This is a genomic window from Elizabethkingia bruuniana (assembly GCF_002024805.1).
GTDB classification, from domain to species: domain Bacteria; phylum Bacteroidota; class Bacteroidia; order Flavobacteriales; family Weeksellaceae; genus Elizabethkingia; species Elizabethkingia bruuniana.
Genome location: NZ_CP014337.1, coordinates 2,900,801 through 2,923,909, shown reverse-complemented (window position 1 = coordinate 2,923,909; position 23,109 = coordinate 2,900,801). Strand labels below are relative to the sequence as shown.

Genomic DNA, 23,109 nt, shown 5'->3' with positions numbered 1-23,109 from the left:
AAATTCGACAAAATGACTCTAGTTCAAAAAGCAGGTTTCTTTATCGAAAACTTATTCAAAGATAAGTTATCTCCGGCATTTCTTTATCATAATTATAAGCATACGCAGGAAGTTGTTGCAAATGCTGATATTCTTGCCAATGCGGATAATCTGAATGAAGAAGAGAAAGAAATATTGTTGGTTGCATGCTGGTTTCACGACAGCGGCTATACAGAAGATATTATGCTGCATGAGGAAAAAAGTTGTGAGATTGCAGAAGAATTTTTAAAAGCAGAGGGCGTAAACGAAGACTTTATCCGGAGGGTGAAGGAACTGATTATGTCCACAAAAATCTGTTGTAAACCAGATAATAGAATTGAAAATATTATCCGTGATGCAGATAGCAGTCATCTGGCAAGTGAAGATTATTTCACTTATTCGGATAATCTAAGAAAAGAATGGGAGCAAACGTTGGGGAAAAACTTCAGTAAAAAGAAATGGAATTTAGATAATTTACGTTTTTTCAGGTTTCATCAGTTCAATACAGATTATGCAAAGCAGAATTGGAACCCTATAAAAGAAAAAAACCTTCAGAAGATTGAAAATATGTTACAGGAGCAGGAAAATATAAAGAAAGATAAAAATAAAAAAGAACCTAAAAAGGAAGCTAAAGCAGACAGAAGTATAGATACAATGTTCAGAATTACACTGAGCAATCATACAAGGCTTAGTGATATTGCGGACAGTAAAGCTAATATATTACTCTCCGTAAATGCTATTATTATTTCTATAGCGTTGTCTACACTCTTGCCCAAGCTGGGATCTGAGAAGAATGAGTATTTAGTGATGCCAACCTTTATTATGCTGCTGTTTAGCGTTATCACAATTATATTCGCAATACTTTCTACAAAGCCTAAGGTTACCAGTGGCGAGTTTACGAAGGAAGATCTGAAAAACAGAAAGGTGAATCTTCTGTTCTTTGGTAACTTTTACAAAATGAATCTGGATGATTACACACCAGCTGTACGGGAAATGATGGAAGATCGCGACTATCTGTATGATTCTATGATCAGAGATTTGTATTACCTGGGAGTTGTTTTAAACAGAAAATACAGATTGCTTAGTATTACCTACCAGATTTTTATGGTTGGAATTATTGTTTCTGTTATCGCTTTTGTTTTTGCCTTCTGGACGAGTTAATCCGGAAGCTGACAAGTCATTTCTACAACCTTATTTCTGTTAAGACCTACCCGTAGTGCTTTTAGTCCACTTGCTCCCGGTAGCTCTTCTACTTCCAGTTTTTCAATCTGGGAAGTAAGGTATCCTTTTTCCTGTAGTCTTTGTATATAGGAATAGTATTCCTTTTCATCCTCGCTAGAAGAATATACAATACAGATTTTTCCGGGCTGTGTAATTCTTTCGGTTGTATTTTTAATATAAGCTTTGTCAATACGTTTCTTGATGACTTCGTAACGCGAATTGTATGCACCGTCTACATCAAAATGTTTTTCGTCCATACGGAAGCGTATAGATAATGAAACGTTGAATACCAGTATAAGAGAATGTACATCCAGATTATAAGGCAGACAGGATTTTATAGATTCATGGGACAATTCCATTTCACATAATGTTTCCAATTGCCAATATCTTAACTGATGCAAAATTTCTTTGGAATAATGTTGTGTAGGGCTTATGGATTGTCCTACATATATATTATGTTCTACACCATCGGTTTTGAAAAGTTCAAAATAGTGTGGGAAAATAAGCTGAGCTTCCTGTTCTCTTTTTTCCAGAAGACTGGCAAAATTTTTATTAACAGCACTAACTGTTTCGTCAAAGGCCTTTCTTCTTTTATAAAGAAGTTGTCCGTTGGAATCCAACAGGCTGAAATAATTTTTTATCTCAGGAGCATCATTTCCTTCCAGTTCAAGATGTACTTTGTTGGCCAGAAAACGTATAACTCTCTGCTCTGTATCTGTTTTTAATCCTATTTCAACCTCCTCTGCAAGAATTTTTAGCCCAAATAAAATTTTCTCATTGACAGCTTTTTCATCTTTCAGATTTTCATAAATAGAGATAAGTCTGTTCAGTTGCTCCAGAAGATCTTCCTGCTGAGCCTTGCTCCGTATACTGGAAGAAGATTTGATGTCTGTTTGTCCGTATAAAGGATAAACATGATCAAAAGATATTTCTTTCAGACTATATTCCTCATTTCGGAAGTTTCCAAAGAACGCATTTTGTGCTTCATTACGGAATTTCCAGGCAACACTCGGGTGAAGGGAAGTATATTCCTGCTGAATGATAGCATCCAGTTTTGTTTGCCATTCATAATGAAATCTACTGATAGAAAATAATAAGAAAGGAGTAATAAAGTCCAGTTTTTTTACTTTCAGACTGTTAAATGCACCTTTAATACCAGATGACATCTCCAGAATAGCGAGTAGCTGATTGTCCTTTACCACAGGAATCATAATGAAACTATGTACATTATGCTCTATGAAATAACTGGAGATAAACTGAAATTTTTCTGAATCGGCATATTTGTAAACATCAGAAACAACAATAGGTTTATTACTTTGTGCCAACGCCTCATAAGCTTCTTTACCAATTGCATCGAAGCCCAGTTTATCATAAAGAAATTCTAAAATAGAGCTGGAGAAAAGTGCACGATTGTTTTGCAATTTTTCGAGTCTGTTTTGTTCATGATTAAAGAACATGAACCCGGTACGAAGATCCGGAATCTCAAAATAAGAACGCAGAATAGGTTCGAAACTATTGTCCAAGGCTCCTGTTTCTGGATCTATACTCAGCAGATTCGACTTTAACTCGGAAAGAGAGAAATCTGGCGTTACATCTGTCAGGCTAATAATAAAGAAGCCTTTCAGTATCCAGCTGCCGGGAGGGAATTTGGTTTTCCAGAGATCTATATTTTCATAGTTGTCCAGAAGAAGCTCTATTTCATCATCATTTAGAAAATGTGCTTTTTCTGTAGGAATAGTTTCGGTGAAATCAGCATTTATGGTTAGACGATAGTGTCTTACAATTCCTTGTTTATCAGGGATATCAAAATATAAAGGAGTTGATGTTTTAATTTCTCTTTTAAAATAAGTATGAATAATCACAACACAATTCATAATATAGAAATAGTCATCATCTAAATCTCTTATTTTGATTTCAAAACTTTGTCCGGCATCTGACAGTAGTTTCTTAAACCTTTCTGTGTAATTAAATGTAAGATTGAAGAAAGGAATACTGGCTGCTTTTATTTCATTATTGGTTAAAGCTGTCGGGAATAGATCGGCAAGGAGCTGGTGTATGAGTTCTTCATTATTACGAATAACATCTATGTCATCGAAACCTTCTCTGAGTTCAGGAACTTTATCTACCTTTTCTAAAAGCGCACGGGCGTATTCGGATCTGTAAGATTCCGAATCCTGATCCCGTATTTTTTCCAGCACCTCAATATATTTATGAAATGCAATACGCAGTATAAAAGGTGATTCTCTTTCCTGAAGCATAGCATGCAAATTTAAACAATAATAGGTAATTTAGGAACTAAACGCTTGTTTAAATTCGGGAATTATGTTATAGATAAAAGCATTTGCAATTCAATTACAAGCCCTGTAGGTATCAGTGATTTATAAGCTAATTTGCTTTATTTGAAACCTTGGCAAGCATACATAATTCAGGAAAATAATCTGGAATTATAAATCGACTGGAGAGAAAATAACCAGCCTCCGGACTTGTTTTATATATTTTTTAGTTTTAATGTTATAAAAATATTTTAAATCGGGTAATATCTTCTTGTTTGATAATATTTTGCATTGTTTTTTTCTGTCCGGAATCCTTTTAGAAAAATATTTATTGTATTAATACTAGGTTAAAAGTCTTTTGTTGTGCGGTTTTACAAATATTTTCATTGATTAATAATGAAAAAAATAAAAAATATTTGTTTTTAATAATTTTTATTTAATTTTATAAAAAACTAAATCACAAAAATTAATTAGATGAAAACCGCAAATTTTTCTTTTGCATTATGCCTTTCTGTGGTTATAATGTTATTTATCAAATGTACAAGAAGCGAACAAGATCTGTCAGTAACTAAGGATGCCATTGCACAGAAATCCGGCGTTACAGTATCAGCAGTTAATCTAAGCAATCTTATTGCTTACAAAAACAGTGATCACCAGATTTCGGCTGGTTATTACAGAACATGGCGAGACAGTGCTACAGCAAGTGGAAATCTTCCGAGTATGAGATGGCTGCCGGACAGCCTGGATATGGTAATGGTATTTCCGGATTATACACCTCCGGAAAATGCATATTGGAATACCTTGAAAACTAATTATGTTCCTTATCTACATAAACGAGGAACTAAAGTTATTATAACATTAGGAGATCTGAACAGTGCGACAACTACGGGAGGACAAGACTCTATAGGTTATTCTTCATGGGCCAAAGGCATTTATGATAAATGGGTAGGAGAGTATAACCTGGATGGAATCGATATTGATATAGAAAGTAGCCCAAGCGGAGCAACGCTGACTAAATTTGTTGCGGCAACCAAAGCATTGTCTAAATATTTTGGCCCTAAATCGGGTACTGGAAAAACATTTGTATACGATACCAATCAGAATCCTACTAATTTCTTTATTCAGACAGCTCCCCGATACAACTATGTATTCCTTCAGGCATACGGAAGAAGTACGACTAATCTTACAACAGTCTCCGGACTTTATGCACCATATATCAGCATGAAACAGTTTTTACCCGGTTTTTCTTTCTATGAAGAAAATGGATATCCTGGAAATTACTGGAATGATGTAAGATATCCTCAGAACGGAACAGGCCGTGCATACGATTATGCCCGTTGGCAGCCTGCAACAGGTAAGAAAGGCGGAGTATTCTCTTATGCTATAGAAAGAGATGCACCACTAACGTCTTCTAATGACAACACGCTTCGTGCACCTAACTTCAGAGTAACAAAGGATCTCATCAAAATTATGAATCCTTAATAAATTTTATACCAACCCCGGAACAATACTTTTTTCAAAAATTTTTGCATTGAATTATTTTCATTGCAGTACGGGTTGGTTTCTATTGTAACACTAATTATTAAATAAAAACAGACTATGAAAAAAATCTTTTTTGCCCAGTGTTCAATACTTTTATTGATGCTGGGATCATGTTCCAAAATGACAGAGGATATGACACCTGAGTCAGTTAATAAAGAAGCTTCTGTTAAAAGTGCTACTGCTTTGGCGGGCTCTAATGGTGTATGTATTGCTTATTATATTACTGACGGAAGAAATCCGACATTCAAACTGAAAGATATACCGGATAAAGTAGATATGGTAATACTTTTTGGACTGAAGTACTGGAGCCTGCAGGATACCACCAAATTACCGGGAGGTACTGGTATGATGGGAAGCTTTAAATCTTATAAAGATCTGGATACTCAGATACGTTCTCTTCAAAGCAGAGGTATCAAGGTACTACAAAATATAGATGATGATGTAAGCTGGCAATCTTCCAAACCGGGAGGTTTTGCTTCCGCTGCTGCATATGGAGATGCCATAAAATCTATTGTTATCGACAAGTGGAAACTGGACGGGATAAGCCTGGATATAGAACATTCCGGAGCAAAGCCTAATCCTATACCTACATTCCCCGGCTATGCAGCAACAGGATATAATGGTTGGTATTCCGGAAGTATGGCAGCAACACCAGCATTTCTGAATGTAATAAGCGAACTGACTAAGTATTTCGGTACTACTGCACCAAATAATAAACAATTACAAATCGCTTCAGGTATCGATGTATATGCATGGAATAAGATTATGGAAAATTTCCGGAATAATTTTAATTACATTCAATTACAATCTTATGGAGCTAATGTAAGCAGAACACAGCTTATGATGAATTATGCTACCGGGACCAATAAAATTCCGGCCAGTAAAATGGTCTTCGGCGCCTATGCTGAAGGCGGAACTAACCAAGCCAATGATGTAGAGGTTGCCAAATGGACACCTACACAGGGAGCTAAGGGTGGAATGATGATTTATACATACAATTCTAATGTTAGTTATGCCAATGCTGTAAGAGATGCAGTGAAGAACTAATATTCATAAATAAAATCAATGGTTAGCCAAATAGGCTAACCTAATATAACCGACACAATAATTCGTGAGTTTGTTAATAGAGTAGGGCTTCAGAATTTCTGAAGCCTTACTTGTTTATGATTATAAGAAGAGGAAAATAAAAAAGCTGTCTTATTATAAAGACAGCTTTTTTCATTAGATCAGAATGAATTGATTATCCTCCAAACTGTATATTAAAAAGATCAGGATAAACTCCTAATACAATAATTGCAATTGTAATAACTACTGCCAGTATGTTGTAAGTAAGACTTACTTTTTCACTGGTTTTGAAAGTTGTTTCTTTAAAGAAGAACATTGCGATAATAGGTCTCAGGTAGTAAGCGATACTTAATGCAGAACCCAAGATTGCTACTAATACTAAGAATGCAGCACCATTCATTGCCTGGCTGAATAAACTGAATTTCCCAACGAAACCTGCCGTTAATGGAATACCAGCCATAGATAATAATGAAACTGTAGCTACAATAGCCAGTAAAGGTTCAGTTTTAGCAAGACCTTTGAATGCATTGTAAGATACTTCTCTTTTTACTTTTTCTACCCAAATTAGTGTTAAGAAAGCACCAATAGTAGAAAGAGAATATGCTAAAAGATAGAAAGCCATTTTCTCTAAAGAGTTTTCATTCATTCCGAAGAATATCAAACCGATATATCCGGCATGAGAAACACTGGAGTAAGCAAGCATTCTCTTCATGTTTGTCTGAGCAAGTCCCATACAGTTAGCCAATAGTAATGTAATGATTACAAAGCTTCCCATAATGTTTAACCAGTTACCATAGGTTCCTGCGAAACCAATAACCATTAACTTGAATAGTGCACCGAAAGCTGAAATTTTAACTACAGTTGCCATAAAAGAAGTAATGATAGAAGGTGCTCCCTGATATACATCCGGGCTCCACATATGGAATGGTGCTAAAGAAGTCTTAAACGCCATTGCACAAAGCATAAGGATAAAACCTAAAATAAACATTGGGTTTTTTCCTGACTGAAGACTGAATTTGTGGATCTCTGTAAGATCAAATGATCCAGTACTTCCGTAGATCATAGCAATACCGAAAAGTAAGAATCCGGTAGCAAATGCTCCTGTTAAGAAATACTTCATAGAAGCTTCAATAGAGCGAAGATCTGTTTTATTAGCTCCTGCCATTACATATAAAGGAATAGAAAGAATTTCAATTCCTAAGAATAATGTAACAAGGTTTTTGAATCCAAATAATGTAATACCTCCACATAATGATAAAAGCATTAATGCATATAATTCAGACTGGTGGCTTCTGTGATTGTTGAATGCAAATCCTCCAAGGAAGAAGATAAGCAGTGTAACAACAATAGAAATCTGTGTTAATAGTCTTGCTGGTCCGTCGTACAAGTACATGTTGTCGTACTTCAGGAAAAAGCTACAGTCTGGCATATAGCTTACATAGAAAGCTATTAAAAGCCCTAAAATACCAATATATCTTGAGAATTTGCTTTGGTTGAATACCCCGGCAAAAAGCGATAATACTGCTGTTATAAAAATTATAATAAATACCGTCATTTTCCTTTCAATTAATTATTCATTGATTTGAAGATAAACTCCAACGAACTATGTACCATCTCCAGAATACTATTTGGGAAGATCCCGAAAAGTATTACAAATACAACCAGCGAAGCCAGTACAGAGAATTCTACTCCTGAAACATCTTTCATGTTAGCAAGAAGAACTTCGTCTCCTTTACCAAACATTGCTTTTCCGTACATTCTAAGCATGTATACAGCACAAAGTATAACAGTAAGACCTGATATAATAACCGCTGTTGTATTATAATCTGAAATAGATTTTAATAAGATGAATTCACCGATGAAACCATTAGTTAACGGAACTGCCATAGAGCCGAATACAATGATCAGGAAAAGAACAGCAAACTTAGGTGCTACCTTAGCAAGTCCACCCATTTGTCTGATGTCTCTTGTTTTAAATCTTCTGTATAAAATATCTGCACAGTAGAATAAACCAACGATATTGATACCGTGAGCAAAAGCTTGTATAACAGCACCTTCAGCACCCTCAGTAGTGAAGCGTCCGTTTAGAGTAAGAATTGCAGAAGCAAAAATACCCGCTACGATTAGTCCAATGTGAGAAAGAGAAGAATAAGTGATAATTCTTTTGATATCGTTTTTAACGATAGCGATTAATGCACCGTAAACGATACCTATAATAGCCAATGTTAATACAATCTGACCTGAAATTCCCAGAATAGCCCCAGGTGCAATCGGAAGAAGATATCTTAAAACTCCGAAGATTGCCATTTTCAGCATGATACCGGAAAGAAGCATTGTTCCTTCGGTAGGAGAGTAAGTATAAGTATCCGGCTGCCATGTATGGAACGGGAATACTGGTAATTTTACAGCGAATGCTACAAAAATAAACCAGAAAACTATAGTCTGTTGAGTAACGTTAAGATCCGAGTTATACATATCCAGTAGTGCAAAAGATGCAGAGTGGTTGTATACGTAGATAAGACCACCTAACATGAATAACGAACCGATAAATGTATACACGAAGAACTTAGTCGTGAAACGAAGCTTCTGATCTTCCTGACCCCATAGTCCGCAAATGAACCAAATCGGGATAAGAGTTACTTCCCAGAAAGCATAGAACATTAAACCATCTAATGAAGTAAATACTCCGATAAGACCGAACTGCATTAATAAGATCAGTCCGTAGAAAGTATTCTTATATTTTACAGTCTGACTAAAAGAAGACAGTATAATTAATGAGGTTAATATAGTGGTTAGTAAAATAAACAGCATGGACAAACCATCAACGCCCAGATGTAAAGAAGTCTTCAGGAATGAAGATTCCGGGGTATTGATTTGATACTGTAAGTTCGGGCTGTCTATGGTTGCCGCAAAGTCTAGTCCTGAAAGCATATAGAATGACAAAGCCATTTCTAAAAATGCTAGTACTAAAGCTATGTACTTAGCGCTTGGACTTTTCCATGCAAAAACCAGAGCAGATCCAATAACTGGTATTAGTAATAGTGCTAATAACATCTTATGAATTCAATAAAAAGTTAACAATTAATATAATCCCTACTGCCAATGACATAATCAGCACATAAGTTTCTACATTTCCATTCTGAAGGCGCTTGAAAGATTTTCCGGAATCTTCAGCTCCGTTTGCAACAAAGTTTACAATACGATCGAGTACAGCTTTATCAAACATTGATGCTGCTTTACCCATTCCTTCGATAGGCTTTACAATCATTGCATTATAAATCTCATCAATTTTTAACTTCTGAGCAGAAAGTCTTTCCCATCCAACATATTTGCTGTCTGGTAATGCCATTTTCTTTTTGTTTACATAAGTATTTCTTACAATAAACCATACAATAAAGAACATGGCAACAGTAATGGCTAATAAAATCCATTCTGTAGCTACGCTTACTTCCGGTAGTTCGATCGGAGAGATGATTACTTTGTTTAGCCAGTGTGCCAGTTTTTGGGAATGGTCGTGAGAAACAAAGTGCGGAAGGTTGAAGAAACCACCAACAACTGAAAGAATAGCCAGTACAATTAGTGGTAAAGTCATATTCAGCGGACTTTCATGTAAATGATGTTCTTGTTCTTTTGATCCTCTGAACTCTCCAAAGAAAGTAAGGTATAAAAGACGGAACATATAGATAGCAGTCATGGCAGCACTTACAAAAGTGAAGAACCATACTACAGGGTTTTTAGCAAATGCAGTTACAAGGATTTCATCTTTAGAAATCATACCCGATAAGAAAGGGAAACCTGTAATAGCAAGGGTACCGATAAGGAATGTCCAGTAAGTTACAGGAATTTTCTTTCTCAATCCACCCATATGTCTCATATCCTGTTCTCCGCTCATGGCATGGATTACAGAACCTGATCCTAAGAATAATAAAGCTTTGAAGAAAGCGTGTGTCATCAGGTGGAACATTGCTGTTGTATAAGATCCGGCACCTAAAGCGATGAACATAAAACCTAACTGAGATACAGTAGAGTATGCCAATACTTTTTTGATGTCGTTCTGTCTTAGTGCAATGAACGATGCAACTAAAGATGTTGCTAAACCGATGTACATAATGAACTCCATTGTACTAGGTGCTAGCGTATATAAGAAGTTAGAACGTACAACCAAGTAGATACCAGCTGTAACCATCGTTGCAGCGTGGATTAGTGCAGATACCGGTGTAGGTCCTGCCATTGCATCCGGTAACCATGTGAATAAAGGAATCTGTGCAGATTTACCCATTGCTCCGATAAACAGGGATACAGTGATGAAAAGAATAATACCACCATTATATTCGAACTTAGAAGCATTCTGAGCAACTGTCAGATAATCGATTGCGTTAAGCTGGTAAGCGATAGCGAAGATACCGATTAGTAAACCAAGGTCACCGATACGGTTCATAATGAAAGCCTTTCTTGCAGCTTTTCCATATTCTACGTTATCATACCAGAAACCGATTAGTAAGTAAGAACAAACTCCTACACCTTCCCATCCTATGAAAAGGATTAGGTAGTTACTTCCCATCACTAATAAAAGCATGGAGAAGATAAACAGGTTAAGGTAAGTGAAGAATTTGTAGAAACCTGCATCATGGCTCATATAACCAATAGAGTACAGGTGTATTAAAGAACCAATTCCGGTGATGATTAATACCATCATCAGTGATAACTGGTCTATTTGTAATGAAAAGTTAATTGGAACTCCGTCAATCTGGAACCACTTGAACAAACGTACAATAGTAACAGAAGAGTCCGCAGTGTAATCGGAGAAAATTGAAGCAGCAAGAACAAACGAAACAAAAACAACAAGTGTTGCTAGTCCGCCCACTACCACTTTAGGCAAATGCTTTCCGAATAAGCCGTTAATCAGAAATCCTATTAACGGTAAAATAAGTATAGCTATAATCAAATTATCCATCAGCAATTATCCTTTTAATTTGTTAAATACACTTACATCCACAGAACGGGTGTTTCTGTACATCATTGTTAAGATTGCCAATCCTACAGCAACTTCGGCTGCAGCAACCACCATGATAAAGAATACCAGTACCTGAGCATGTCCATCTCCTTTGTATGCTGAAAAAGCAGCTAACAGTAGGTTTACAGAGTTCAGCATTAGCTCAACACATCCAAGAATAATAATCGCATTTTTACGGATTAATACTCCTAAAACACCTAAACTGAACAACAGACTGCATAGAATAATATAATGTTCTATCGGAACAGCCTGTAACATCGAATTAGTTACTTCTCCCATTTTATATATCTTTTTTACCGATTAATACTGCACTGATGATTGCGGTAAGAATTAATACACTCGCAAGCTCAAATGGCAATACATACTCGTTAAACAATAATTTTCCTAGATTTTTGGTAAGACCTACACCATTGTCGGAAACAGCTACTTTAGCAGTTCCCTGGATGCCTCTGTAGGCTCCTAATAATCCTGTTAATAATATTCCTGCGGAAATAATTCCGATGAATTTCATATAGTTCTTCTTGCTGGACTCGTCTTTTGCATTCAGATTCAGCATCATCAGAATGTATAAGAAAAGTACCATGATGGCACCTGCATATACAATGATCTGTACGATTCCTAAAAATTGAGCATTCAGCAAAATATACATTCCTGCAATAGAGAAGAATGTAATAACAAGAGATAAGATGCTATATAACGGGTTTCTTGCAAAAACCATATAAACAGCGCTGGCTAACGCTAACAGTGCTACAAAATAAAAAATATACTGCTCCATTATTCCGGTTGGTTATAAGATTTCTTTTGACGATCAGAAATATCGATACGGTTGTTCATATCTTCTACCAGTTTGTCTTTTCCATATACAAAAGAACCTCTGTTAGTTTCTACATCTACCAATCTGTCTGTTAAATAAATTGCTGATTTTGGACATGCATCTTCACACAATCCACAGAAAATACATCTCAGCATATTAATTTCGTATACTGAAGCATATTTCTCCTCGCGGTATAGATGCTTTTCCTCTTTTGTTCTTTCTGCAGCAGTCATTGTAATGGCTTCTGCAGGGCAAGCTACAGCACAAAGACCGCAGGCCGTACAGCGCTCTCTACCTTCATCGTCTCTTTTCAGGACATGCTGACCACGCCATACTTTTGCAAAAATCCTTCTTTCTTCAGGATAGCTGAAAGTATTATTTTTTTGGAAAGCGTGCTTCAGCGTAATCCCCATACCTTTGAAAATGGCAGGCAGATAACTTCTTTCGGCTAAAGTCATCTCTTTATTGGAGACTACTTTTGATCTGTTCGTTAGTTTCATCTTATTGTAATTATCAGATGTCGGAGGTTAATTTTTCAGAGTTCAGAGGTTAATCCTTTGTCTTCCAATTTGTCTCCTTCACCACTAATTCAAAATTTAATAATTCAAAATCCAAAATTGTTTTATACAAACAATAATATTGCACCAGTTACCAATAAGTTAATTAGCGCTAACGGGATGAAAGATTTCCATCCTAAGTGCATTAACTGGTCGTAACGGAATCTTGGTAAAGTCCATCTTATCCACATAAAAATGAATACAAATAAGAAAGCTTTTGCTAAGAAGGCTACGATACTGATAATTCCGGCAGCATTTTCTCCCCAGTTTTCACCAACCCACTGAATTCCCGGATAGTTGTAACCACCAAAGAAAAGGGTAGTGATAAGCGCTGAAGAAATAAACATATTAACATATTCCGCAAAAAGGAATAATCCAAATTTCATAGAAGAGTATTCAGTGTGGAATCCGTTTACAAGTTCAGATTCACATTCTGCTAAGTCAAAAGGTGCACGGTTACATTCTGCAAGAGAGCAAACAAAGAAGATAATGAATGCTACAGGCTGAAGAACGATGTTCCACTTCATACCTCCCCATCCGGCTTGGTTTTCTGTAATAACACGCAGATCCAGAGATCCGTTCATTAATACGATAGAAAGAAGTGAAAGACCCATTGCCAATTCATAAGAAATCATCTGTGAAGATGCTCTTACTGCAGATATCAATGAAAATTTGTTATTGGAAGCCCATCCACCGATCATAATTGCATAAACACTGGTAGAAGCCATACCGATAAGGAAAAGAACCCCAACATCGATATTTGCTACCTGTACAGGTAAAGATTCACCACCAATGTTTAATGATTTTCCCCAAGGAATAACAGCTCCCGTAATCAGGGATATAAACATCAGAAGACCTGGTGCCAGTATGAATAAAAATTTCTCGGCATTTTTAGGCATAAACTCTTCCTTAAAGAAAAGCTTACCACCATCCGCCAATGGCTGCAAAAGACCAAATGGCCCTGCACGGTTAGGCCCGATTCTGTCCTGCATGATAGCAGCAACTTTACGCTCTGCCCATGTTGAGTAAGCAGCAACTGCGATGCATAACACAAACAGAATAACGATAAGTATTGTTGTAAAAAGAATATTTGTCATGGTCTATTTTTCGTGTTTGCTATCTATTTCTATTACGGTTTCAGAATCAATGCGCTTATATGAATTTTGCAGTGTTCCGTACTTGTTTGTTGAAATTACAGAATGACGGTCTATATGTCTTGGTCCTTCTATTGTCCAGTCCTTCGTATCTTTTCTTTCGAAACGACAGTCGTTACAGATAAATTCTTCTACTTCTCCGTAGATGTCTTTTCTTGCTGTAACACGAAGAATTTCGTCTCCCTTCATCCAAAGAACAGCTTTTCCGCTACATTTCTCACACTTACAAGTTGCATTTACCGGCTTGGTATACCATACACGGCTTGCAAAACGGAATGTTCTGTCTGTTAATGCTCCTACAGGACATACATCGATAACGTTTCCGATAAAATCATTGTCCAAAGCTTTGTTCAGGTAAGTAGAAATCTCAGCATGGTCTCCTCTGAACAGGATTCCGTGTTCTCTTTCCGGAGTTAACTGATCTGCTAAAAGAACGCAACGTGCACAAAGGATGCAACGGTTCATATTCAGCTTTATATATGGTCCGATATCATCGGCATCAAAAGTTCTTCTTTCGAACTCAGTACGAGTTTCCTGAAGACCATTTTCGTAACTTAAATCCTGTAAATGACATTCTCCTGCCTGATCACAGATAGGGCAGTCTAATGGGTGATTTACCAATAAAAATTCGGTTACAGCATGCCTTGCTTCCTGTGTTTTAGGAGATTCAAGATTCTTCACTTCCATACCATCCATTACAGTTGTACGGCAGCTTGCTACCAGCTTAGGCATCGGTCTTGGATCTGCTTCAGAACCTTTAGATACCTCTACAAGACAAGTTCTGCAACGTCCACCACTTTTTTCCAGTTTGCTGTAATAGCACATTGCTGGCGGGACAGACTTACCTCCGATTTGTCTGGCTGCTTCCAAAATAGTAGTGCCCGGAGCAACCTCAGTCGTTTGTCCGTCGATGGTTATTTTGAATTTTTTTATTTCTTCGCTCATATTATATGCTTTAAGCTATATGCATGAAGCAATAGGCTTTGTTATTTATTCTTCTTTGTATTAAATGTATAACCAATTCCGGCAAGAACCTGTCCGAAAACAAAATCCTGTTGAGCCTTGTCTGGCTTATTATTTAATGTTGTCTTAATATCCCACATGTTGATATAACCGGCTTTTCCTTCTAAACGAAGCATCCAGTGTTTAGCAAAAACAAGGTTGATACTCGCTCTGGCATCTGTACCTATCCCTGCTACATGGAAACGGTCACTTCTCTCATTTCCGAATAGTTTTACATTACTTTTCGGGAACATAAAACCTGCTCCAACTCCGTAAGACCATACAATATCCCAGTTTTTGCTGGTACTGATCTTCTGGTATTTCTCAATACCTAAGTTTTCATAATTAAGACCATCTGTATGTTCGAAAGTCAGGAATTGTTCGTCCTGTAAATTTACTTGTCCATTTTGTACCATTCCTGCATATTTCGGATCGGAAATGTGTCCGGAGAAATTTACAGTCTGGTTTTGGTCCATCACATACTTCATGTGATCAATTCCTAAAACAATCGCTAAATTGTCTTTAATAAAATAACCTGCTCTGAAATTATACTGTACTACAGTAAACCATCCCGGGTTAAAATAAACTATTCCGAATTTAGTTGGTCTATCTTGTGCCGATACATTGTTCAGTTGGAAGTTATAACCATTTCCTGAAAAATGAATATCGGAGTTACTAAATGCCGCTCTATTCCATCCAAAGAAAACAAACATTTGTCCTTTCTTCGTTAGGGGTGTAGGTTTCTCTACAATACCAGTATTGCTGTCAAGACTTTGGGAAAACCCCAAACTCGTTCCTAAAAATAGTACCGCAAGCGCAAAAAACTTCTTCATTATCTTTCTAGCAATTTATTAATTTGTTACAGCCGGAGCTGGTAATGGATCAGCATAATGTGCCAGTCCATAATTCTGAGTTAAACAAAGTTCTGGGTTTTTCACATGCCATTCGAATTCATCTCTGAAGTGGCGAATAGCTGCTGCAACAGGCCAAGCTGCTGCATCTCCTAACGGACAGATAGTGTTTCCTTCAATCTTACGTTGGATATCCCAAAGCAGATCAATGTCTTCCATTGTTCCTTTTCCGCTGTCAATTTTTTTCAATATTCTGTACATCCAGCCAGTTCCTTCACGGCAAGGTGTACATTGTCCACAACTTTCGTGGTTATAGAATCTTGCTAATGTAAGGGTATGTTTTACAACACACTGATCTTCATCCAGTACGATAAAACCACCAGACCCCATCATTGTTCCTGTTGCAAAACCTCCGTCAGCTAAACTCTCGTAATTCATATAACGAGGTTCACCGTTGATGGTTTTTAATAAAAGATTTGCCGGAACAATTGGAACCGATGATCCTCCAGGAATACAAGCCTTAAGTCTTTTTCCATTTGGAATACCACCACAGTATTCATCAGAGTAAATAAATTCTTCTACTGTAATAGTCATATCAATTTCGTAAACACCAGGTTTGTTGATATTACCACACGCAGAAATTAGTTTTGTACCTGTAGAACGGCCAACACCAATTTTAGAATATTCTGCTCCGCTGATATTGATAATCGGAACGATTGCTGCGATAGATTCCACATTGTTCACTACAGTTGGTCTTTCCCACAGACCTTTTACAGCCGGGAATGGTGGTTTCAAACGAGGATTTCCACGCTTACCCTCAAGAGATTCAAGAAGAGCAGTCTCCTCTCCACAGATATAAGCACCTGCACCTCTTTGTACGTAGATTTCTAAATCGTAACCTGTTCCTAAAATATTTTTACCTAAGAATCCTTCTTTTTTAGCTTCTTCGATTGCTTCTTCAAGAATATCAGGAATCCATGAATATTCTCCACGGATATAGATATAAGAAGCATTGGAACCTAAACAGAAAGATGAAATAATCATACCCTCAATAAGTAGGTGAGGGAGAAATTCCATTAAATAACGGTCTTTGAAAGTTCCCGGTTCAGATTCATCAGCATTTACAACTAAGTGTCTGGGAACACCATCTGGCTTAGCCAGGAAGCTCCACTTCATCCCTGTAGGGAAACCTGCTCCACCACGACCTCTAAGTCCGGAAGCTTTTACTTCCTCCAGAATTTCGTCTGGTGTCATTTTTAAGGCTTTTTCTACTGCATCGTAACCACCTTGCTTTCTGTAGGTGTCGAAGTAGCGGATACCTTCTATATGAGCGTCTTTAAGTAAAAGTTTTTTACTCATTTTATTATTTTTAATCTAAGGCAACAGCTCCCTGACGGCAAAGTTCAAGAATTTCGTCTACCTTTTCTTTTGTTAAATTTTCATGATAAAATTTCCCTAACTGCATCATTGGCGCATAACCACAAGCCCCCAGACATTCTGCCGGCTTTAAGGTAAACAGACCGTCTTCGGTTGTTTCTCCGTCCTTTATGTTCAGTGTTGTACGGATATGATCTAATATATCATCACTTCCTTTCAACATACAAGGACCTGTTCTGCACACTTCCAGTACAAATTTACCAACAGGTTTCATGTTGAACATCGTATAGAAAGTAGCTACTTCATAAACCTCGATTGGTCTTATGTTAAGCAGCTCTGCAACGTAATCCATTACCGGTACATCCAGCCAGCCGCCAAACTCTTTTTGTGCAACATGCAGCAAAGGAATAAGAGCTGATTTTTGTCTGCCCTCCGGATATCTTGCGATAATTTTATTTACCTGTTCTATAACTTCAGGTTTAAAAGCAATTGTTTCGCTCATTTTTGAAATTTTAGATTTTAGATTTTAAATTCTGAAATGAATCCAGTAGTCTAAAAATCAATTTATAATTTATAATTCAAAATTTATAATTTTTCTATGCATCCAATTCTCCTGCAATTACATTAAGGCTACTTAATGTTACAACTGCGTCAGAAATTAAAGAGCCACGTATCATTTCAGGGTATGCCTGATAATAAATGAAACATGGTCTTCTAAAGTGTAATCTGTATGGTGTACGGCCTCCGTCGCTAATCATATAGAAACCAAGCTCTCCGTTTCCACCTTCTACACTGTGGTATACTTCTCCTACAGGAATATCCTGTTCTCCCATAACAATCTTGAAGTGATAGATAAGAGCTTCCATCTTGGTATACACATCTGCCTTTTCTGGCAAATAGAAATCTGGCACATCTGCGTGATAAGATCCCTGAGGAAGATTTTCATAAGCGTTTTTAATAAGCTTATAACTTTCCAGAATCTCAGTCTGGCGAACCATGAATCTGTCATATGTATCTCCGGCAGTACCAATTGGTACGATGAAGTCGAAGTCGTCATATGAAGAATATGGTTGTGCTACTCTTACATCATAGTCGACACCTGCAGCACGTAAGTTTGGTCCTGTAAAGCTGTAGCTTAGTGCTCTTTCTGCACTAATTGCTCCTGTACCAATAGTACGGTCCATGAAAATTCTGTTTCTTTCCATCAGGCTTTGGTATTCAGCAAACTTCTTAGGGAAAGTTTTAAGGAAATCTCTTAGCAGTTCATGGAATTTTGGACTGAAGTCTCTTTCGAAACCTCCAATTCTTCCCATGTTAGTTGTCATTCTGGCACCGCAGATCTGCTCATATATATCATAAATTTGTTCACGTACCTGGAACAAATAAGTAAATCCTGTTAAAGCACCGGTATCTACACCAATAACTCCGTTACATACCATGTGGTCTGCAATTCTGGAAAGTTCCATCATTATAATACGCATATAGTCTACGCGCTTAGGAACTTCGCAACCGATTAATTTCTCTACTGTCATATGCCATCCGAAATTGTTGATCGGAGCAGAACAGTAATTTAATCTGTCAGTTAAAGTTGTTATCTGGCCATAAGGTCTTCTTTCAGCAATTTTTTCAAAAGCTCTGTGGATATATCCAACAGTCTGCTCAGAATGAAGAATTCTTTCTCCATCCATAGTCAGTACATTTTGGAAAATACCGTGTGTCGCCGGGTGGGTTGGTCCCAGGTTTAGCGTATAAAGCTGTTGGTCGATTTGCTCTTTCGACTCGTATTGGCTAAGTATATTTGATAAATTGTTATCTTTCATTTCGCTATAATTGATGGGTGATAATCGATAATTGATTTTTGGATCAGCAATCAATCATCATTAATCATTTATAAATTATCTTCCGAACATTGAATCGTTCTTGTCTGTACGTGTTCCGTCTTCAAGGCGATATTCTTTCAGCATAGGGTGATAACCCAGATCTTCCATGTTTAGAATAGGACGCATATCCGGATGTCCTTTAAAGTCTATTCCATAAAAATCAAAAGTTTCTCTTTCCATCCAGTTGGCTCCGGAATAAAGATCACTGATGGTTTCTATAGCAGCACTTTCTCTTGGCATGAAAGTTTTCAGTCTCAATCTGAAGTTATTTACCAAACTGTGTAAGTGGTAAACGACTCCTAATTCTTTCTCCTGATTATCCGGGTAATGAACTCCACAGATATCGGTAAGGAATATAAATTCGTATGAAGATTCTTTAAGATAGTGGATAACCTTTTTAGTCTCTTCTTTCTTTAACTCAATTGTCAGAAGCCCATAAGGTTCTGATGAGTTTAGAACAGCTTCAGGAAACTCTCTTGAAATGGCTTCAAGTACTAATTCATTTGTTAGTTCCATGGGCTTATTTAATGTTATAAGATTCTAATAGTTCTTTGTACTCCGGAAGATCACGTCTTCTAAGGCTTTCGCTTTTAGCAATTGCCTGAACCTGCATAAAACCTTCCAAGATTTGTTCAGGTCTTGGAGGACATCCAGGAACATAAACGTCTACAGGTATTACTTTGTCGATTCCCTGAAGAACAGAATAGGTATCGAATATTCCACCACTGGAAGCACAAGCACCTACAGCTACTACCCAGCGAGGCTCTGCCATCTGGCTGTAAACTGTTTTTAAAATTGGAGCCAATTTTTTTGAAATGGTTCCGCATACTAATAATATGTCAGCCTGACGAGGGGAGAATACCATACGCTCACCACCAAAACGGGCAAGGTCATAAGTAGGGTTCATCATCGCCATAAACTCGATTCCGCAACAAGATGTAGCAAACGGAAGCGGCCAAAGAGAATTTGCTCTGGCCATACCAATAAGGCTGTCTAGTTTCGTTGCAAAAAAACCTTCTCCGGCATGACCTGGAGGAGGAGTTTCTAATATTTTAACTTCTTTTGACATCTCTTTTTTGTTTTAATCTTCTGATTAAAAATTTAATTATTTATCCCAGTCCAATGCGCCTCTTTTCAGTACATAGAAAAATGCAATGAAGAAGATCGCCACAAACGTTACAATGGCCATGAAGCCTTCCACGCCAAACTCTCTGAAATTAACGGCATAAGGATAGAAGAATACTATTTCGATATCGAATAGTACGAAAAGGATTGCAGTAAGAAAATATTTTACAGAAAAAGGCGTTCTTGCATCACCTACAGACGTATAACCACTTTCAAAAGCTTGATCTTTTACTTCTCCTTTTACTTTAGGTCCCAATAAGCTGGATGCGATAATGGTAACTATCACAAACCCAAGTGCTACAGCAGCTTGTATTAATATTGGGATATAATTTTCTGGCAAGTTCATAATATCTTAATTACTAACTTGCAATAATACTAAAATTATAGGGAAAATTGAAATTACAAAGGCAATGTTTCTCGCTGAAAGCCAGTGGAAAAGGTAATTTAGAATGATTAAAAATAAATTACTTTTTACCTTTTAATCGCTTCAAAATCACAAAGGCAATGTATGCGATGTATAGGAATAAAAAACTGGAGAAAATAATGTTAATTAAATCGTTAAGCTGATCGTCTTTTACACGGAAAAACTGGTTGTAAGCAAAGAAGATAACAATAAGTATAGCGTATATAATAAGTTGCTTTTTCATGTCTTTTGTCTTGTGAAATTAATAGATTAAAATTCTTTGCTGTAGGTTCTTCTTCTTTTGTGATTTACAGGACTGTAATCCTGCCATAGAAGCTGAATGTTTTTATTCTCCTCAAGTTCGGGATTTGTTTCCAGGAATTTTACACCTTTCTTCTTGAAAATTTCATAAATTTCTTTGAAGATAATAGCGGTTACTCCGCGGCGTTGATATTCCGGGTGTATACCTATCAGGTAGAAATTTGCACGATCATTTTTCTTGCCTGCCTGTAAGAAATGCCACCATCCAAATGGGAAAAGTTTTCCGTTGGCTTTTTGTAAGGCTTTGGAATACGAAGGCATAGTGATAGCGAAAGAAATCAGTTTGTTATTGGCATCTGTAATGCAGACAATGAAATCTTTATCTATAAAGCCAAAATATTTTTCCTTATATGTTTGGATCTGTTGCTGGGTGATAGGGGTATAGGTAGAAAGTCCTTTGTAAGTTTCGTCCAGAAGTTGGAACATGGGTTCTACTAAAGGAAGTATCTCTTTTTTGTTATTGAATTTCAGAACTTTTAGCTGGTATTTTTCTTTGATGAGATCGTTGAACTTAATCACCTTTTCACTCAATACCTCAGGGAATGCAAGTTCAAATTCTACCCATTCTTTCTCTTTTACCAGTCCCAATTGCTCCAGGTGTTGTGGGTAATAATCGAAGTTATAGATGCCGATCATGGTGGCTAGTTTGTCAAAGCCCATTGTCAGCATTCCTGCTTTATCCAGATTGGTAAAGCCCATAGGGCCTTCAATTTTGTTTATATTATGCTGTTTAGCATATTCTGCAGCTTTTTCTATAAGAGCCTTTGATACATTAATGTCGTCAATGAAATCTATCCACCCAAAACGTACTTTATGAATGTCCAGTTCCTGACCTTCTTTGTGGTTAATCATTACAGCTATTCTGCCAACAACCTGATTGTTTTTATAGGCAAGATATAGCTCGGCTTCACTATAAGCGAGTGCCGGGTTTTCTTTTGGGTCCCATATTTGTTTCTCATCATTTATTAATGCAGGAACATAATTAGGGTTGTTTTTGTATAGTGTCATCGGAAACTGAATAAAATCTGTAAGCATTTTATCATTAATGACTTTTCTAAGGGAGATTTCCGACATGTTTATTTTAATTTTCTGCAAATATAAAGAATTGCATTTTTTCACCTTGTTTTTGGCATGGTTTTTTCCTTCATAGGAAGTAAGATTTAGACAGAAATTACACAAATGTTTAGTTATTATTTTATATTATTAATCATATTTATAGCCAGCGTAATTGTGCAAAACAGGCTCAGATCGAAGTTTGATTATTATTCAAAACTGAGATTGCGCAATCATATGTCGGGCAAAGAAATTGCTGAAAAAATGCTGGCGGAGAATGGGATTCGGGATGTTGTTGTAACTTCAGTTCCCGGACAGTTGACGGATCACTATGATCCCGCTAATAAAACAGTAAATTTATCAGAAGCGGTATACATGCAGAGAAATGCAGCAGCGGCAGCTGTGGCAGCTCATGAATGTGGACATGCAATACAACATGCAGAGGGATATTCTATGTTAAGACTGCGCTCCAAGCTTGTCCCTGTAGTGAATATTAGTTCCAGATTATTACAGTTTGTTTTGTTTGCAGGTATTATTGTAATGGCTTCCAGTGGAAATAAAACATTGTTAGCACTGGGTGTTATATTATTTGCTGTAACAACGGTATTTGCATTTGTTACATTGCCGGTAGAGTATGACGCGAGTAACAGAGCTTTGAAGTGGCTCGAAAAGAGCGGAACGGTAACTGTAGATGAACAGGATGCCGCTCAGGATTCTTTAAAATGGGCAGCAAGAACCTATGTTGTTGCGGCTTTGGGGTCTCTGGCTCAGTTGCTGTACTTTGCTTCTATGCTTTCGGGTGGGCGAAGAGATTAGTTTAAATCATGTTATCAATAAAATAAAGAAAAGACTGTTTCAAAAGAAGCGGTCTTTTTTTTTGTTCTAAGCCTAAACGGATCCTGAAAAGACTCTGGTATCTCTTTTTGAATTTTTGTAATTGAAAAGAGGAAATATGATTTTCTCCTGTCTTTTTTATCAGAATAGGAAGTTAAAAAATAAAATAGCATCTTTGCGGCTATGAAAAATAAGGTTTCGCAAAGCTTATTGTTATTTGTTTTGTTTTTAGTTTTTAGTGCGGCTGCTTTTGGCGTTAATTTTTTATTGGCGCAACAAGGGATAAGTGTATCTTATAAACTACATTTCCTGTTTTTCTTTCTTCATTTTCTTAGTTTGGCTAGTATTATAGGTGTTAGCCTTATCAAAAAAGAACTTATTGCCTATGTGTATGTAGCTTTCCTTATTGTAAAAATGGGCGGAGTTATATTTTTAGCATACAAGTTTCCGGAGATGAAGCAAAATCTGATGTTGTATTTTGGTTTTTACTGGTATTACCTGCTTGTGGAAACAGCTTTGGTTGTTGCTTTAATCAGAATACAGGATAAAAATCATAAAATAAATAAAACTGACACGCTTTGATATGTCATTTAAATCCTTATTTT

The 23,109-nt window shown here is 36.8% G+C and carries 23 protein-coding genes; 5 read left to right on the top strand and 18 right to left on the bottom strand.

Going from position 1 to position 23,109, the window contains the following annotated elements:
• The first annotated feature begins 12 nt into the window (after positions 1 to 12).
• A complete protein-coding gene (locus AYC65_RS13550) occupies positions 13 to 1,179 on the top strand; it encodes a Pycsar system effector family protein (protein ID WP_034868767.1) in 1,167 nt (388 codons plus the stop codon).
• On the opposite strand, the gene AYC65_RS13545 is transcribed toward AYC65_RS13550, so the two are convergent.
• Entirely contained in the window at positions 1,176 to 3,497 is a 2,322-nt protein-coding gene (locus tag AYC65_RS13545) for a GAF domain-containing protein (RefSeq protein ID WP_034868769.1), read from the bottom strand. The two genes, AYC65_RS13550 and AYC65_RS13545, sit on opposite strands and share 4 nt — an antisense overlap.
• Positions 3,498 to 3,986: 489 nt before the next feature.
• Here AYC65_RS13545 and AYC65_RS13540 point away from each other — a divergent pair, with 489 nt between their 5' ends.
• On the top strand, positions 3,987 to 4,994 hold the full coding sequence (locus AYC65_RS13540; protein ID WP_034868772.1) for an endo-beta-N-acetylglucosaminidase F2: 1,008 nt from the start codon (positions 3,987 to 3,989) through the stop codon (positions 4,992 to 4,994).
• A gap of 117 nt (positions 4,995 to 5,111) precedes the next feature.
• Positions 5,112 to 6,101 carry an endo-beta-N-acetylglucosaminidase F3 gene (gene endOF3 / locus AYC65_RS13535; RefSeq protein WP_034868774.1) on the top strand — a complete coding sequence of 330 codons (990 nt, stop codon included), beginning with the start codon at positions 5,112 to 5,114 and terminating at the stop codon, positions 6,099 to 6,101.
• A 193-nt stretch (positions 6,102 to 6,294) separates the two neighbouring features.
• On the opposite strand, the gene AYC65_RS13530 is transcribed toward endOF3, so the two are convergent.
• From AYC65_RS13530 to AYC65_RS13450, 17 genes are all read right to left on the bottom strand, one after another.
• The gene (locus AYC65_RS13530; protein WP_034868776.1) at positions 6,295 to 7,674 is read right to left on the bottom strand and encodes an NADH-quinone oxidoreductase subunit N; all 1,380 of its coding nucleotides are present in this window, start codon (positions 7,672 to 7,674) and stop codon (positions 6,295 to 6,297) included.
• A gap of 11 nt (positions 7,675 to 7,685) precedes the next feature.
• The gene (locus tag AYC65_RS13525; protein WP_034868778.1) at positions 7,686 to 9,173 is read right to left on the bottom strand and encodes a complex I subunit 4 family protein; all 1,488 of its coding nucleotides are present in this window, start codon (positions 9,171 to 9,173) and stop codon (positions 7,686 to 7,688) included.
• Position 9,174: 1 nt separating this feature from the next.
• Positions 9,175 to 11,073, bottom strand: a complete 1,899-nt coding sequence (gene nuoL, locus AYC65_RS13520) for an NADH-quinone oxidoreductase subunit L (protein WP_009087748.1) — start codon at positions 11,071 to 11,073, stop codon at positions 9,175 to 9,177.
• 6 nt (positions 11,074 to 11,079) lie between these two features.
• Positions 11,080 to 11,412, bottom strand: coding sequence for an NADH-quinone oxidoreductase subunit NuoK (gene nuoK, locus AYC65_RS13515; RefSeq protein WP_009087746.1), 333 nt, complete (start codon positions 11,410 to 11,412; stop codon positions 11,080 to 11,082).
• A 1-nt stretch (position 11,413) separates the two neighbouring features.
• Entirely contained in the window at positions 11,414 to 11,908 is a 495-nt protein-coding gene (locus AYC65_RS13510) for an NADH-quinone oxidoreductase subunit J family protein (RefSeq protein WP_034868780.1), read from the bottom strand.
• Positions 11,908 to 12,447 (bottom strand): NuoI/complex I 23 kDa subunit family protein, encoded by a 540-nt coding sequence (locus tag AYC65_RS13505; protein ID WP_034868781.1) that lies wholly within the window; start codon positions 12,445 to 12,447, stop codon positions 11,908 to 11,910. The genes AYC65_RS13510 and AYC65_RS13505 overlap by 1 nt, the downstream gene beginning before the upstream one ends.
• A 122-nt stretch (positions 12,448 to 12,569) precedes the next feature.
• On the bottom strand, positions 12,570 to 13,601 hold the full coding sequence (gene nuoH, locus AYC65_RS13500; protein ID WP_034868783.1) for an NADH-quinone oxidoreductase subunit NuoH: 1,032 nt from the start codon (positions 13,599 to 13,601) through the stop codon (positions 12,570 to 12,572).
• Positions 13,602 to 13,604: 3 nt separating this feature from the next.
• Complete coding sequence (locus AYC65_RS13495) at positions 13,605 to 14,603, bottom strand: NADH-quinone oxidoreductase subunit G (protein WP_021348915.1); 999 nt, start codon at positions 14,601 to 14,603, stop codon at positions 13,605 to 13,607.
• Positions 14,604 to 14,644: 41 nt separating this feature from the next.
• On the bottom strand, positions 14,645 to 15,493 hold the full coding sequence (locus AYC65_RS13490; protein ID WP_034868785.1) for a hypothetical protein: 849 nt from the start codon (positions 15,491 to 15,493) through the stop codon (positions 14,645 to 14,647).
• 18 nt (positions 15,494 to 15,511) lie between these two features.
• Positions 15,512 to 16,870 carry an NADH-quinone oxidoreductase subunit NuoF gene (gene nuoF, locus AYC65_RS13485; protein WP_034868786.1) on the bottom strand — a complete coding sequence of 453 codons (1,359 nt, stop codon included), beginning with the start codon at positions 16,868 to 16,870 and terminating at the stop codon, positions 15,512 to 15,514.
• A gap of 10 nt (positions 16,871 to 16,880) precedes the next feature.
• Entirely contained in the window at positions 16,881 to 17,390 is a 510-nt protein-coding gene (locus tag AYC65_RS13480; RefSeq protein WP_034868788.1) for an NADH-quinone oxidoreductase subunit NuoE family protein, read from the bottom strand.
• Positions 17,391 to 17,484: 94 nt separating this feature from the next.
• Positions 17,485 to 18,708, bottom strand: a complete 1,224-nt coding sequence (locus AYC65_RS13475; protein WP_034868789.1) for an NADH-quinone oxidoreductase subunit D — start codon at positions 18,706 to 18,708, stop codon at positions 17,485 to 17,487.
• Positions 18,709 to 18,783: 75 nt separating this feature from the next.
• The gene (locus AYC65_RS13470) at positions 18,784 to 19,284 is read right to left on the bottom strand and encodes an NADH-quinone oxidoreductase subunit C (RefSeq protein ID WP_034868791.1); all 501 of its coding nucleotides are present in this window, start codon (positions 19,282 to 19,284) and stop codon (positions 18,784 to 18,786) included.
• A gap of 4 nt (positions 19,285 to 19,288) precedes the next feature.
• Positions 19,289 to 19,837, bottom strand: a complete 549-nt coding sequence (locus AYC65_RS13465; RefSeq protein WP_009087725.1) for an NADH-quinone oxidoreductase subunit B — start codon at positions 19,835 to 19,837, stop codon at positions 19,289 to 19,291.
• Positions 19,838 to 19,873: 36 nt separating this feature from the next.
• Positions 19,874 to 20,239: an NADH-quinone oxidoreductase subunit A gene (locus AYC65_RS13460; protein ID WP_009087723.1), complete on the bottom strand. Its 366-nt coding sequence runs from the start codon at positions 20,237 to 20,239 to the stop codon at positions 19,874 to 19,876.
• A 118-nt stretch (positions 20,240 to 20,357) separates the two neighbouring features.
• Positions 20,358 to 20,540, bottom strand: a complete 183-nt coding sequence (locus AYC65_RS13455; RefSeq protein ID WP_009087720.1) for a hypothetical protein — start codon at positions 20,538 to 20,540, stop codon at positions 20,358 to 20,360.
• Between the two features lie 26 nt (positions 20,541 to 20,566).
• The gene (locus AYC65_RS13450) at positions 20,567 to 21,691 is read right to left on the bottom strand and encodes a GNAT family N-acetyltransferase (protein WP_034868794.1); all 1,125 of its coding nucleotides are present in this window, start codon (positions 21,689 to 21,691) and stop codon (positions 20,567 to 20,569) included.
• 105 nt (positions 21,692 to 21,796) lie between these two features.
• On the opposite strand from AYC65_RS13450, the gene AYC65_RS13445 reads away from it, so the two are divergent.
• Positions 21,797 to 22,486: a zinc metallopeptidase gene (locus AYC65_RS13445; protein WP_009087715.1), complete on the top strand. Its 690-nt coding sequence runs from the start codon at positions 21,797 to 21,799 to the stop codon at positions 22,484 to 22,486.
• Between the two features lie 201 nt (positions 22,487 to 22,687).
• Positions 22,688 to 23,086, top strand: coding sequence for a hypothetical protein (locus AYC65_RS13440; protein ID WP_034868797.1), 399 nt, complete (start codon positions 22,688 to 22,690; stop codon positions 23,084 to 23,086).
• The last annotated feature ends 23 nt before the right edge of the window (positions 23,087 to 23,109 follow it).